The following is a 12,222-nucleotide window of genomic DNA, read 5'->3' as shown; positions in this document are numbered from 1 at the left end:
ATTTAAGTTTAATTTTTTGATTTAACGAGAGTTGATAACTTTAATCAATGAATAGAGCCATAGCGTGTTAAGGCTTCTCGAAGCCTCAATTCTCTTTGAATAGTTTGCTTTCTATTTAGTTCGTATTGAATGCTACTCTGCAGAAGGTTTAGCATTTATCTGCTTGATGCCCTTATTTATCTGTTCTGTTAACTTACTGTCAAAGCAGGCTATTTTCCGTTGTGCTGGAGCAAATATTTGATGCTCAGACACTGGGGAACTCGTATCGATTCTGTGTGTTAATTGCTCTTTATAATAAGCAAATATTCGCCTTTCTAATACAACCGCGTCGACACGTTTGGTAAACAGCATTAATACCTGGCTGCGTTGGCTATTAGATTCACTGTAGTTGGGGTTGAGGGCTGCCATCAGTTTAAATTCCTCACCCAAATATCGGGTAGCATTTTGAAATCCATTGAGAGATAAATGAGCCAAATCGGCAACACTTTGAATGGTTAACTCACTGGATGTTAACGTAAAAAGACTGTTTTGATAATCGATCACGTTATCGGTGTAGAACAGGCCCTCAATGTTCTCAGGAGCATTAATTAAACAGTCTACTAAATGGGTTTTAACTTGTCTTATTGCACGCTTATTTGGGGAGAAGTAAAGTTGCTTTATTGTCAGCTGTTGTGTTGCTAAGGCACTTTTCAATAAATCATACTGTATGCCACTTTTTCTGTCTGCGAAGAAATAAGGAGGAATACTGTTGCTGACTGCAAACGAGATTCCTTGCGGTGTAGGATTTGCCAAAAGCGTGAATACAGGGAGCACGTAGCATAATAAAAACAGTAAAAATCTCATCAGTTGTCACGCAATCCTTTGTCATTACTTATATAAGTATATATCTATATTCATCCTTGATAGAAGAGTTTTCAGCTGCATAAATAATCTGATATGGCGTAACATGGCTAAATTTGATAATGATGTTGGATTTTTGTTGTGTTTAACTCGTTAGAGATGCGCATCGGGATAAGCATTTTTGTAATTCAGTAAATATAATTTAATTTAATAACAATATGTTATTTTGTATTGTTTAAATTTAGCAATGTTTGATTGCAATGCCTGTCAATACTGGCTAAATTGAAAGAAGTAGTGCAATAGAGAGACTTTTTTTAATCGTTAGCCGGAGTTGAAACATTTACCATGTATTATCAGAATGATGATGTTCGCATCAATAAAATTAAAGAGTTATTACCTCCCATCGCGATACTTGAGCGATTTCCGGCAACTGAAAATGCATCTGCGACAGTGTTTAATGCACGAAAAAATATTCATGAAATATTAAAGCACCGTGATGATAGGCTTTTAGTTGTCATCGGCCCCTGTTCTATTCATGATCCCAAAGCAGCATTGGAGTATGGTCAGCGCTTAGTTGCTTTACGTGAGCAATATAAAGATCAGTTAGAGATTGTCATGCGTGTTTACTTTGAAAAGCCCCGCACGACCGTTGGCTGGAAAGGGTTAATTAATGATCCATACATGGATAATAGTTTTAAGCTCAATGATGGACTAAGAACTGCCCGCAAACTGCTGCTCGATCTTAATGATATGGGCGTTCCGACCGCTGGTGAGTTCTTAGATATGATCACACCTCAGTATGTGGCTGATTTAATGTGCTGGGGAGCAATTGGTGCGCGAACGACTGAGTCTCAAGTGCATAGGGAATTGGCTTCGGGTTTATCTTGTCCAGTTGGTTTTAAAAATGGCACCGATGGGACAATTAAAGTTGCTATTGATGCCATTGGTGCCGCCAGTGCGCCACATCATTTTCTATCTGTGACTAAATATGGTCACTCTGCGATTGTTTCAACCAAGGGAAACCCCGATTGCCACATTATTTTACGCGGTGGTAAGGCACCTAATTACAGTGCACAAGATGTAGGTTCCATACAAGAGCAGTTAACTAAGGTTGGTCTTCCGGCAAATATTATGGTTGATTTTAGCCATGCCAATAGTCGTAAGCAGTTTAAGAATCAAATGTTGGTTGCCGATGATATTGCTGGTCAAATTAGCACAGGTAATAGGTCGATTTTTGGTGTCATGGTTGAGAGTCACCTTGTAGAGGGGCGCCAAGATTATGTCGAAAGTGAGCCGCTACGGTACGGCCAAAGTATTACCGATGCTTGTATAGGCTGGGAAGATACGGAAACGCTCTTAGCAGTGTTGAATAATAGTATTATTCAACGGAGAAGTTCTTTGTAAAAAAGACAAAAGGAAGCGATAGCTTCCTTTTTTGTCTAATGAGTTTAGCAGTGGTTATCTTAGTTGCTGCTTTACCAAGTATTCGTTTGCTTTTGCGAGGCTACCAAAAGACGATATCAAGTTGTTTTGCCCTTTTTGTTGAATTTCTGGGCTATTCGATTCAGTCATCATCCATACCCAAGTTTGTATTAACGGCAGTGGAGGGTATTGAGCTTCAGATGATTGTGGCATATCGGCTTCCTTTAACTATATTGGGTTTATTCCCGATGTTACGTTCGCTAAGATTAAGCAGCCTTAGCGACAAGTGCAGATTACCAAAATATACATAAAGAGATAACAACAATTAATCTCATTAGGGCGGATTTGGTAAATTACTCACTTAAGGTTAGCTCTTTTGTATCGCTTTTTTCATTAAATGTAAAACTAAAGTGCTATGTTCGTGGTAGGTGATTTATATATTTGGAGCGGATTGTGGTTAAGGATATATGATCACAGTTTGAATCATCACTTAGCGTTATGTTATCCAAATTTGGAGCAATTGATGTCCCTGATTGTACATGAGTAAACCAAATCAACTGCCTAGGTAATAGCGCCAGCCCTTAAACTGTGATGATATGAAGTTACATGACCAAACCCTAAGGCTCGCTTAGTATGTCCACGTGAAGGTCTTAGGTTAGTGCTGACAAATCGGTTCGTTCTGAGTTGGGGCTGATTTCCTTTTTTTGACGATTATCAGATGTAAGCCTTGGGCGATCTGTATGTTGTTTTACATGGAGTAACTATGCGTCCCACACTGTATTTTGATGGCCCAATTGATAAATTAAACTGGCATGTTCTTAAATTGCTTTGGCCCTATTTATTGGAGTTTAAGGGAAGAGTGGCATTGGCCTTGTTGTGTTTGGTCATCGCTAAAATCGCCAGCGTCGGCTTACCATTCGTACTCAAATCTATAGTCGATACCTTAAGCACTGCATCCGTAGAGCAGATGATCAGTGTTCCTATTGCACTTGTTGTCGCCTATGGCGGAATGCGTTTGCTCAATACCGTAATTTCGGAGGTGCGAGATACCCTGTTTGGGAGGGTAACAGAGCGGGCGATTCGACGTTTAGGTCTTTCAGTATTCGAGCATTTACATAGGCTGGATCTCGCGTTTCACCTAGAGCGGCGAACTGGTGGTTTGTCTCGCGACATAGAGAGGGGGACCAGTGGTGTTAGTTTTTTAATGCGTTTTATGGTGTTTAATATCGTGCCTACTATGTTGGAAATCGCCTTAGTCGTGGGGATTTTGTTTTACAACTATGGTGCACTTTTTGCGCTGATCACCTTAGGCGCAGTCATTGCTTATATTGTGTTTTCAGTAATAGCGACAGAGTGGCGTACAGAGTTTGTTCGTGAGGCTGCTCGCGCCGATTCATACTCTAATACGCGAGCGGTAGATAGCCTGTTGAACTATGAAACCGTTAAGTATTTTAACAATGAAACCTACGAGTCAGAAAAATACGATAAGGCATTAGAGGAGTGGGAGAGTGCTAAACGAAGCAACCGTTTATCGCTATTTGCCTTGAATGCGGGTCAAGCACTCATTATTTCGTTAGCCATGACTATGATGTTAGCCCTTGCAGCAAAGCATGTGAGTGAAGGGGTTATGACGATCGGTGATTTTGTACTTATCAATGCTTTTATGATGCAACTATTTATGCCTCTTAATTTTTTAGGTTTTGTTTATCGAGAGATACGTGGTGCTTTGGCGAATATCGAACGTATGTTCTCATTATTAGATAGAGTGCCTAAAATCCAAGACCGTATCGATGCCTGTAGTCCAGAGATCGATCATGGCGGGCTACGTTTTGAGAATATCAGCTTTAATTATGATGGCCGAATGATCCTCAAGGATGTGAGCTTTGAATTACCACCAGGAAAAAAGGTCGCTATCGTTGGTGATAGTGGTGCAGGTAAATCTACTATTGTGAAATTGCTGTTTCGTTTTTATGAGGCGCAGCAGGGGAATATATACATAGACAACCATAATATTTGTTCATTGACTCAAAGTGCTTTGCGGCAAGCTATTGCTATAGTTCCTCAAGATACTGTGCTATTTAATGATTCATTGCTTGAGAATATTCGCTATGGTTCACCTCATGCTTCAGATGAACAGGTGAATCAGGCCATTAAAATGGCGCATCTGTCAGGTTTTATTGCGCAACTTAAGGATGGTTGGCATGCCAAGGTGGGTGAGCGTGGTTTGAAGTTATCTGGGGGGGAGAAGCAAAGAGTCGCTATTGCAAGAGCAATATTGAAGGGGTCTCCTTTATTGGTGTTTGATGAGGCAACTTCTTCACTCGACAGCCATTCTGAGCAGGCGATACTTAAAGCATTAAAGGAGATGGCTATGGGCCACACAAGTTTAGTGATTGCCCATCGTTTATCTACGGTAGTCGACGCCGATCAAATTCTAGTGTTAAGCCAGGGGATGATTGTTGAGCGAGGAGATCACCATAGTTTGTTAAAAGCTGGCGGTTTTTACCATAAGCTATGGACTGTCCAAAACCAGCATTAATGCTTTCTTATTCTTTGTTAATGTTGGTTAATTAAGCTCTTGTTCAGGTTAAAACTGGATAATAACTGAAAAGTGAACTGTAACGAGAGTATTTCGATGAAAAACATACCAATACATGCGAGCATCGAAGGTCAGCATTGTACCGTTGATACAGACTGGTTAGCGATTATGGCAACGTTAAAAAAGCGAGGGTTAGAACAAGAAGAGCTTATGTTGGTATATGCGCAATTAACATCCTACTTAAGGGTAACGACCAGAGGGCTTACTTTGTCAAAGATAGCTTATGACACATCAATAGAAGGTGTAACCAGAGAGCCAAAGATATCTTCGCAGGATTTCGTTGGCATGGTCAGCCCTTAAGCTGATTTGGAGGTGTTAATTAGCCTCCAGCCATCACAAAGTAGACTTAACTTAGTGTTGTTTGGCTCATAAGGGGTTAGGCGAATGATTTCACCGCCTTTAAAGCAGATCGTTTCACCTTCGATTACGGTCAATCGGTCGCAGTTTTGGCAACTTACCGATAAGGGTTTACTTTTATTGTCCGATCCAAAAAATGCATCACTCACCAGTTGTTCTCCTTATGTTAACGTCGGGGTACTAGCCCCTATTCCATGTATTGCTAATGTAATCAAGTTTAGCCGATAAATCTAGGGCTATCTAGATTAATATCTAGTTACTTACTATTTTTGCTTGAACTTGCACCGTATTGGGTTTGGATCAAGCTCACTGCACCACTTTGGGGAATAGACAGAATGAATAATTTGTCATATTCGTCCTCAGATAACATTGGTATTTTTGGCCCGCCTAACGATGCTATGATCAGTGGAATCGTATTTGAATGTCCCGCAACGATAATATTGCCATCATGTTGTTTCACTTTTTCTACGATCTGTTCAATATGCCGATTAATATCTTTTGTCGCCGGAATCATCAATAAGGGGATTTTTTGCGCATCAGTTATCGGTATCAAGGTTTCTTTTGTTCGTGCAAACTGTGTGCTTATTGCCAGCGTTAGTTCCGTTTTGGCTAACGTTGTAACAAGCTGCTTAGCTCTAATTCGCCCCATTGCTGTTAGGCTTGGATCTTTCTGACCTATCGTTTTTTCGGCGTGTCTGACTAGGATAACTGTCTTTGTTACAGAGTCTTGTGCGGTGGACGTCGCGACATAGCTTAAGGTTGCCGCGATAATAAGAATACCAATCAGTCTCATATTTGTAGCTTCATTGCGATGGCAATGGTCACAGCATACCTTAATTTGGGGGCAAATCCGAAACAATTGTGATGGATTTCACGTTTTCACCTAAAGTTGTGTGAAAAATGGCCGATAATTGAGGTTAAGCGATCGTTTATTGTTGAGAGAGGGTGCTATGGAAATTCAGAATCACGGTGGAGCTGTATCAGAGGTTGCTCGTCAAAAATCGGAAACCACATCTAATCATGGGCAGCAGGTGTCTGAAGTTGCCAAAAACAAGACTGCACTAGCGGCAAGTAAGCAGTTGATGAATTCAGCGATCTTAGCTGCTCAACAAGACGTTAATTTGAGTTCAGGCAATGAGCCTATGCGCTTGCTATATAAAGCCGCTATTGAGGCAATAAATGAAGAGTTAGCGCCTACGATGGGGGATCGTGCTATCGAAACCGCTGCTGAGCAGGGTGTTGATACTTCTCCTGAAGCCACTGCCGAGCGTATCGTGAGTTTCGCGACTCAATTTTTTGCAATTCATCAAGAACAAAATCGGGGTATGTCATTTGATGAGCAGCTTAACTCTTTTATGGACATTATTGGTGGTGCGATCGATCAGGGCTTTGATGAAGCAAAAGATATTTTGTCTGGCCTTAAAGTGCTCGAAGGAGATATTGCTGACGGTGTCGATAAAACCTACGGTTTAGTGCAAGAAGGTTTACAGGCCTTTAGAGACAGCTTTACTACAGATAAAGAATCTGAGTAAGAATATATTTGTCAGGTTGTAACCATAAATCCCCCTAATGACAGGGGGATTTTGTTGTCTTGACTCTGAGTTCAATTACCTCAATGATGGAGATGTTCTCGGCTAAAAATCAACTTATGAGGTGGATATATGTGGGGGGAGGCTAAAGTAGTTGAGCGTATTGATTGGAATGATGAGCTGTTTACTTTGAGGCTATCTGCAGATATTGGCGATTTTATTGCGGGGCAATTTATTAAATTGTCGCAGCACATAGAAGGTAAACGTGTTGCTCGTGCTTATTCATTGGTTAATGCCCCATCGAGTGATTTAGTTGAAGTGCTGGCGATTAATGTTGAGGGAGGAGTACTATCTCCAAACCTTCAAGCTTTAAATGTCGGCGATACTGTTGATATTTCGACTAAAGCTGCAGGTTTTATGACCCTCGACGAATTGCCCAATCAGGGACGCCATTTATGGTTCTTTGCCACAGGTACGGCTGTCGGCCCCTTTATTTCTATGATGAGAACGCCACAACCTTGGGGGCGCTTTGATAAGGTCATTTTGGTATATGGTGTCAGATATGCCGATGATCTTGCTTATATAGAAGAGTTTGAATCATATAAGTCTCAATATCCAGGGCAGTTTGAGTTGGTAACTTCTGTGACTAGGGAACCTTATGAAGGGGCTATTAATATGCGTATTACGCAAGGTATGCTAACTGGTGTGATAGAAGCTCAAACTGGGGTTAAGCTTACTGCCGAAGATGCTCAGGTGATGATATGTGGTCATCCAGAAATGATTAAGGAGCTGAACCAGCTATTGCTTGATCGCGGATTAGTTAAGAACTTACGCCGGGCACCAGGGCAAATTACGGTTGAAAAGTATTGGTAGTTAGGTAAGTCAGTATCAGTGTTATTGCGTTTTCTGAGTGATGACTCATCTGTGTTAACTACACATAAGTCACGTGAGCAGAGTCAGTCGATTAAAAACTTAGTGCTGTTTTTAGTCAGATGCTCTGCGCCCCTTTCGGTTTGTTCCTCGACGATTTTTTTCACCAAATACGCCAAATAATTCTTGTGTAACACCAAAATCTAACCGCCTATCTTCATTGTATTTTCTTCTATCTTCATAATGAATATAGCGACAGTTACACTCTTTATTTTCACAGTTAGGCAGTGGAATTTTTGGTGCATCTTGAGATAGGTAACGTTTGCCCTTTAAGCCTTTTGCGCTAGCACACATGCCCGATTCATTCACGATTTCAACACTATGATAGGAGCGGAGTCCAGCTCTAGCGTTTTGATCTGACTTTGATTCTTGTTCGCTTGCGATTGGCGCTTGTTCGCTAATAGTAGAATGGCGAACTTTATGGTGTTGATGAACAGCTTTCTTAGCTCGCACTAGTTTAGTTCGAGTAAATCTGTGTTTAAACAAATACATCAATACGGCTATGGCAAATACCAGAGTAATTATTTTAATCAATATATCCGTGCCATTTATTGTTGATTTTAACAAAGTCTAGTTTGAGACCTCTGTAGGGTCAAAATTTACATCCGTGCATTTTTTGATTTTAACTTGCCGTTTAATCTGCGATTGATTAACCTATGGTTAATTGATAATCATTATCATTAATATTGTGGGAGTTTAAATGAAGTTTGTTAAAAGCTTGGCTTTTTTGGGATTAGCTTGTTTTGCCACTGTAGTGAGCGCAGCTGAGACCTTAACGGTCTATTCATATCGTCAGGCGTTTCTAATTGAACCAATTCTTGCTGATTTTACCAAAGAAACAGGTGTGAAAGTGGATGTCGTCTTTTCTAAAAATGGTATTGCGGAACGCCTTGCCCGAGAAGGTCGTTTATCTCCTGCCGATCTGATTTTAACAAGTGATTTTTCGCGTTTAATGGAGTTGGTTGATAAAGAACTCGTGCAGCCAGTGAACAGCAAAACCTTGAGTGACAATATTCCTCATGCATTGAGATCGCCTCAAGATGATTGGTATGCGCTGACCAAGCGGGTAAGAAACATCTACTCATCGAAAGATAGGATAGGACCCATAGCAATAGATTACGAAGAGCTTGCCGATCCTAAGTTTAAAGGCAAAATTTGTACGCGCAGTGGTAAGCATCCATATAACATCTCTTTAGTTGCATCCATGATTGCGCATCATGGAGAGCAGGAAACCAAAATATGGTTAGAAGGCGTCAAGGCAAACCTAGCTCGTAAGCCTCAGGGAAATGACCGCGCTCAGGTGAAGGCTGTTAAAGAGGGCTTGTGTGACATTGCAATTGGTAACAGTTATTACCTCGGTAAGATGCTTCAAGATCCTAACCAAGTTTCTTGGGCTGAGGCGGTCAATATCAACTTTCCAAACCAAGAGAATCGAGGCTCTCATATCAATGTTTCTGGTATGGCCTTAGCTAAGCATTCGCCACATAAAGAAAATGCGATAAAGTTAATGGAATATCTATCAAGTGATGCCGCCCAAAAGGCTTATGCTGAAGTTAACATGGAGTATCCCGTTAAGTTAAATGTTGCCCCTTCAAAACTGGTAGCGTCTTGGGGAGAATTTAAAGCCGATGAGTTGCCGATTTATAAATTAGCTGAATATCATAAAGTTGCAGTCAAGTTATTAGATGAGGTTAAATTTGATCTGTAATGGCATGTTGTAAATAAGATTAACAAGCTTTAAGCGATAGCCTTCTCCATTAGAGAGGGCTATTTTGTTTTTTTATCGAGTATTGCTCGTTTTTTCATCTGTAATTATTGTTCTTTAAGATTTGATTTAGGTTGATAGCAGATAATTGTGCGACTGAGATAAAAGAGATAACTAATGATTTTAGGTTTTGCTAAGCGTTGGTCGGTAACCAGCTATGTTGTTGCAGCAATATTGACGCTCCCTCTTGTCGCAATCGTTATTCAGACGGCAGCCCCTGATGAATCAATTTTTCCTCATCTGCTTAACACTGTATTGCCTACTTATGTCCTCAATACCTTGTTATTGATGCTCTCTGTATGCTTTTGGGCGACGGCGATTGCTATTCCTGCTGCATGGTTAGTTGCACGTTGTGACTTTCCTGGGCGACGAGTGTTTCAGTGGGCCTTGTTGTTGCCATTAGCCATGCCTGCTTACGTCGTCGCCTACGTTTATACCGATCTATTGGATTATGCTGGACCTATTCAGCGTGGGTTGAGGCACCTGTTTAATTGGCAATCGCCTCAAGATTATTTCTTTCCTGATATTCGTACCTTAGCGGGAGCCTCTGTAATCTTGGCTCTGGTGTTGTTTCCCTATATTTACCTTTTAGCACGCACGGCTTTTTTAGAGCAGTCGTCCAGTTTGCAACATGCTGCCCGGGTTATGGGGTGTGGACCATGGCGCAGCTTTTGGCGTCTAAGCTTACCTATGGCAAGACCCGCACTCGCGGTCGGCGCAGCCTTAGTTGCGATGGAAACAGTGGCAGATTTTGCGACCGTGAGTTACTTTTCTGTACCGACATTAACGACAGCCGTTTACGATACTTGGCTCGAATATGGTAGTTTGTCTGCCGCCGCTAAGCTGTCCGCCATCATGTTATTTGTCGTCTTTGGCATCATTGGTATAGAGCGGTTTGCTCGTAGAAGACAAAAGTTATTTCAAAAGCATACAGAGTTAAATGATGGCGATCGCTATACGTTGTCAAAAACGCAGGGATATTTAGCTCTGGGATACTGCTTTGGATTGTTGTTATTGGCATTTTTGTTACCGTTTATGATTCTGATGGGTTATGGCTGGCAGTATTTTGAGGTGAGTTGGAACGGCAATTTTCTCAATTATGCTGTTAACAGCCTTTATATTGCGGTGCTCGTTAGTATTATTACAGTTTGCATTGCGGTATTGCTGATGTTCGTTAGAAGATGTAGTCCACGCAAGGCCGATAAGCTTCCCTCCCGATTTGCTTCAACCGGATATGCTTTACCCGGTACTGTACTCGCGATTGGCGTACTAGTACCGCTGACCTATTTGGATTTTGTGATAAACGATATATATGCCTATTTTGATGCTTTGGGGCCGGGTCTCATTTTAAGCGGTAGTATTTTTGTATTGCTGTTTGGTTTCAGTGTCCGTTTTGTGGCGATAGCGATTGGCAGTGTGGAGACTAGTTACAAGCGTATGAGTCCGACGCTCGATATGGCTGCAATGACGATGGGGCTTAAGCCGAAAATCTTGCTGTGGCGAGTTCATTTACCTTTATTGAGAAAGGGGATATTTGCAGGGCTATTGCTAGTGTTTATCGAGAGTATGAAAGAGCTTCCTGCTGCGCTGCTGCTTAGGCCTGTTGGGTTTGAAAACCTTGCAACTTATGTCTATCAATTCGTATCTGACGAACAGTTAGAACATGGCGCACTAGCGGCAATCGTAATTGTTCTTGTAGGACTTATTCCGCTTATCTATTTAAATCGTTCTCTGGAGCATCGCAGCTAATTATGTCGACACTTAATATCGAAAACGTTCATAGTGATTATCACGGTCAGGTGATATTGAGCGGACTCAATCTTAATATTCAACAAGGAGAAATCGCCGCCTTACTTGGACCAAGTGGTTGCGGTAAGACGACGTTACTACGCGCAATTGCAGGGCTTCAGCCAATTACCCAAGGGCTGATAAGCATTAATGGCCGATTATTGTCTGCGGGTGACATATTCATTCCAAGTGATCAACGGGAGGTGGGGATGATCTTTCAAGATTATGCGCTTTTCCCGCACCTGACAGTGGCTGAGAATATTTTGTTTGGGGTAAAGGGGTTGAGTAAAGTCGAGCGCCAGCTGAGGCTAGAGGAGATGCTCACCTTGGTTAAACTTGAGGGTTTGGCTAAACGCTACCCCCACGAACTATCAGGTGGGCAGCAACAAAGGGTATCTATCGCTCGTGCGCTTGCTTATGAGCCTGAGCTGTTATTACTCGATGAGCCTTTTTCTAATATTGATGCAAAAGTGCGTAGCGAGATGATGTTAGAGATCCGCGCTATATTGAAGCAACGTAACGTGAGTGCCGTATTTGTGACGCATAGCAAAGATGAAGCATTCGTGTTTGCCGATAAGTTAGCGTTATTTAGCGAGGGCGCTATAGCGCAATATGGCAGTGCCGAGATGCTTTATAGTCATCCGTCAGACAAATATGTGGCAGAGTTTCTTGGGGCAGGAAACTATGTCGCTGCCAGAGTAATTGATGAGACCAGGGTGGTGACAGCGATAGGTGAAGCGACTAGTTCTCAGTCGTTACTGCAAAGCATAGGGTATAGTGGCGAGCTGCTCTTACGCCCAGAGCAGATTGAGATCTCTGCTGATGAACAAGGCTCAGGACGTATTGCTGAAAGACGATTCTTAGGTAGTGTTTGTTATTACCGCGTGCTAGTCGGTAGTGATAGTTTGGATATTAAAACGGCTCAGATCGGGCTTGAAGTAGGGCAAAGTGTTAGGCTTAACATTTTAGAGCACGCCTTAGTATTGTTTTGA

General features: G+C 41.7%; 11 protein-coding genes. 7 read left to right on the top strand and 4 right to left on the bottom strand.

Translation table 11 applies throughout. The features are described 5' to 3' along the window. Window positions 1–132 precede the first annotated feature (132 nt). Window positions 133–843, bottom strand: a complete 711-nt coding sequence (locus K0I73_RS14865) for a substrate-binding periplasmic protein (RefSeq protein ID WP_220061843.1) — start codon at window positions 841–843, stop codon at window positions 133–135. Between the two features lie 342 nt (window positions 844–1,185). Here K0I73_RS14865 and aroG point away from each other — a divergent pair, with 342 nt between their 5' ends. Then, window positions 1,186–2,244: a 3-deoxy-7-phosphoheptulonate synthase AroG gene (aroG, locus tag K0I73_RS14860; RefSeq protein ID WP_220061842.1), complete on the top strand. Its 1,059-nt coding sequence runs from the start codon at window positions 1,186–1,188 to the stop codon at window positions 2,242–2,244. Window positions 2,245–2,298: 54 nt separating this feature from the next. Here aroG and K0I73_RS14855 read toward each other — a convergent pair whose 3' ends face one another. Continuing rightward, window positions 2,299–2,475 carry a hypothetical protein gene (locus tag K0I73_RS14855; RefSeq protein WP_220061841.1) on the bottom strand — a complete coding sequence of 59 codons (177 nt, stop codon included), beginning with the start codon at window positions 2,473–2,475 and terminating at the stop codon, window positions 2,299–2,301. Between the two features lie 550 nt (window positions 2,476–3,025). On the opposite strand from K0I73_RS14855, the gene K0I73_RS14850 reads away from it, so the two are divergent. After that, on the top strand, window positions 3,026–4,801 hold the full coding sequence (locus K0I73_RS14850) for an ABCB family ABC transporter ATP-binding protein/permease (protein ID WP_220061840.1): 1,776 nt from the start codon (window positions 3,026–3,028) through the stop codon (window positions 4,799–4,801). Between the two features lie 673 nt (window positions 4,802–5,474). Here K0I73_RS14850 and K0I73_RS14845 read toward each other — a convergent pair. After that, window positions 5,475–6,011: a histidine phosphatase family protein gene (locus K0I73_RS14845; RefSeq protein ID WP_220061839.1), complete on the bottom strand. Its 537-nt coding sequence runs from the start codon at window positions 6,009–6,011 to the stop codon at window positions 5,475–5,477. 157 nt (window positions 6,012–6,168) lie between these two features. Here K0I73_RS14845 and K0I73_RS14840 point away from each other — a divergent pair, with 157 nt between their 5' ends. Next, complete coding sequence (locus tag K0I73_RS14840) at window positions 6,169–6,750, top strand: DUF5610 domain-containing protein (RefSeq protein WP_220061838.1); 582 nt, start codon at window positions 6,169–6,171, stop codon at window positions 6,748–6,750. Window positions 6,751–6,879: 129 nt separating this feature from the next. Next, entirely contained in the window at window positions 6,880–7,620 is a 741-nt protein-coding gene (locus tag K0I73_RS14835) for a ferredoxin--NADP reductase (protein ID WP_220061837.1), read from the top strand. Between the two features lie 111 nt (window positions 7,621–7,731). Here the strand turns inward: K0I73_RS14835 and K0I73_RS14830 are convergent, their stop codons facing one another. Then, the gene (locus tag K0I73_RS14830; RefSeq protein ID WP_220061836.1) at window positions 7,732–8,244 is read right to left on the bottom strand and encodes a hypothetical protein; all 513 of its coding nucleotides are present in this window, start codon (window positions 8,242–8,244) and stop codon (window positions 7,732–7,734) included. Window positions 8,245–8,377: 133 nt separating this feature from the next. Between K0I73_RS14830 and K0I73_RS14825 the strand changes: the two genes are divergently transcribed. From K0I73_RS14825 to K0I73_RS14815, 3 genes are all read left to right on the top strand, one after another. Continuing rightward, the gene (locus tag K0I73_RS14825; protein ID WP_220061835.1) at window positions 8,378–9,385 is read left to right on the top strand and encodes a Fe(3+) ABC transporter substrate-binding protein; all 1,008 of its coding nucleotides are present in this window, start codon (window positions 8,378–8,380) and stop codon (window positions 9,383–9,385) included. 174 nt (window positions 9,386–9,559) lie between these two features. Beyond that, entirely contained in the window at window positions 9,560–11,191 is a 1,632-nt protein-coding gene (locus tag K0I73_RS14820) for an ABC transporter permease (RefSeq protein ID WP_220061834.1), read from the top strand. Between the two features lie 2 nt (window positions 11,192–11,193). Continuing rightward, window positions 11,194–12,222 (top strand): ABC transporter ATP-binding protein, encoded by a 1,029-nt coding sequence (locus K0I73_RS14815; protein WP_220061833.1) that lies wholly within the window; start codon window positions 11,194–11,196, stop codon window positions 12,220–12,222.

This window comes from Shewanella mesophila (assembly GCF_019457515.1).
Lineage (GTDB): Bacteria > Pseudomonadota > Gammaproteobacteria > Enterobacterales > Shewanellaceae > Shewanella > Shewanella mesophila.
The sequence above is the reverse complement of the archived record's forward strand: the minus strand, read 5'-3'. Positions and strand labels throughout refer to the sequence as shown.

What these genes read in the sequence shown, in the direction of transcription:
- K0I73_RS14865 (WP_220061843.1), bottom strand. Translation starts at nt 843, where the DNA reads ATGAGATTTTTACTGTTTTTATTATGCTACGTGCTCCCTGTATTCACG.
- aroG (WP_220061842.1), top strand. Translation starts at nt 1,186, where the DNA reads ATGTATTATCAGAATGATGATGTTCGCATCAATAAAATTAAAGAGTTA.
- K0I73_RS14855 (WP_220061841.1), bottom strand. Translation starts at nt 2,475, where the DNA reads ATGCCACAATCATCTGAAGCTCAATACCCTCCACTGCCGTTAATACAA.
- K0I73_RS14850 (WP_220061840.1), top strand. Translation starts at nt 3,026, where the DNA reads ATGCGTCCCACACTGTATTTTGATGGCCCAATTGATAAATTAAACTGG.
- K0I73_RS14845 (WP_220061839.1), bottom strand. Translation starts at nt 6,011, where the DNA reads ATGAGACTGATTGGTATTCTTATTATCGCGGCAACCTTAAGCTATGTC.
- K0I73_RS14840 (WP_220061838.1), top strand. Translation starts at nt 6,169, where the DNA reads ATGGAAATTCAGAATCACGGTGGAGCTGTATCAGAGGTTGCTCGTCAA.
- K0I73_RS14835 (WP_220061837.1), top strand. Translation starts at nt 6,880, where the DNA reads ATGTGGGGGGAGGCTAAAGTAGTTGAGCGTATTGATTGGAATGATGAG.
- K0I73_RS14825 (WP_220061835.1), top strand. Translation starts at nt 8,378, where the DNA reads ATGAAGTTTGTTAAAAGCTTGGCTTTTTTGGGATTAGCTTGTTTTGCC.
- K0I73_RS14820 (WP_220061834.1), top strand. Translation starts at nt 9,560, where the DNA reads ATGATTTTAGGTTTTGCTAAGCGTTGGTCGGTAACCAGCTATGTTGTT.
- K0I73_RS14815 (WP_220061833.1), top strand. Translation starts at nt 11,194, where the DNA reads ATGTCGACACTTAATATCGAAAACGTTCATAGTGATTATCACGGTCAG.